General features: G+C 50.2%; 5 tRNA genes. All 5 read left to right on the top strand.

Annotation, left to right across the window (positions count from 1 at the left end):
- Positions 1-39 precede the first annotated feature (39 nt).
- The 5 genes from CSV76_RS17020 to CSV76_RS17000 all read left to right on the top strand — a co-directional run bounded on the left by CSV76_RS17020 (position 40) and on the right by CSV76_RS17000 (position 484).
- Positions 40-111: transfer RNA gene (locus CSV76_RS17020), tRNA-Gly, on the top strand.
- A 10-nt stretch (positions 112-121) separates the two neighbouring features.
- Positions 122-210 (top strand) — tRNA-Leu (locus CSV76_RS17015).
- Positions 211-226: 16 nt separating this feature from the next.
- A tRNA-Arg gene (locus CSV76_RS17010) sits at positions 227-303 on the top strand.
- 21 nt (positions 304-324) lie between these two features.
- A tRNA-Pro gene (locus tag CSV76_RS17005) sits at positions 325-401 on the top strand.
- A 7-nt stretch (positions 402-408) separates the two neighbouring features.
- Positions 409-484: transfer RNA gene (locus tag CSV76_RS17000), tRNA-Ala, on the top strand.
- Positions 485-633 lie beyond the last annotated feature (149 nt).

Raw genomic sequence — 633 nt, 5'->3', positions numbered from 1 at the left:
GGGCGTGGGGGTTCGACTCCCTTCACCCGCATCTTTTATGCGGAAGTAGTTCAGTGGTAGAATACGACCTTGCCAAGGTCGGGGTCGCGGGTTCGAATCCCGTCTTCCGCTTTTCATCCTTGCCGGGGTGGCGGAACTGGCAGACGCACAGGACTTAAAATCCTGCGGTAGGTGACTACCGTACCGGTTCGATTCCGGTTCTCGGCACCAATTAATTTCATAGTATGCGCCTGTAGCTCAATTGGATAGAGCGTCTGACTACGGATCAGAAGGTTGTGGGTTCGACTCCTGCCAGGCGCGCCATATTATTATATCCTTTATAGTCGGGAAGTAGCTCAGCTTGGTAGAGCACTTGGTTTGGGACCAAGGGGTCGCAGGTTCGAATCCTGTCTTCCCGACCACTTATTTGGGGCCTTAGCTCAGCTGGGAGAGCGCCTGCCTTGCACGCAGGAGGTCAACGGTTCGATCCCGTTAGGCTCCACCAAATATTATTTTTATGAACCTTATGAACCTTGAAAACTGAACAGCAAAACGTTAACGAAATACAGTTTGTGCCTGGCTTGCCAGTGACACAAACAAAATGAGTATCTTAATTGATGCCAGCAAATGAAACTCGAGCTAATCGAATTTCTC

This window comes from Sporosarcina sp. P17b, assembly GCF_002743115.1.
GTDB lineage: Bacteria > Bacillota > Bacilli > Bacillales_A > Planococcaceae > Sporosarcina > Sporosarcina ureae_C.
The sequence above is the reverse complement of the archived record's forward strand: the minus strand, read 5'-3'. Positions and strand labels throughout refer to the sequence as shown.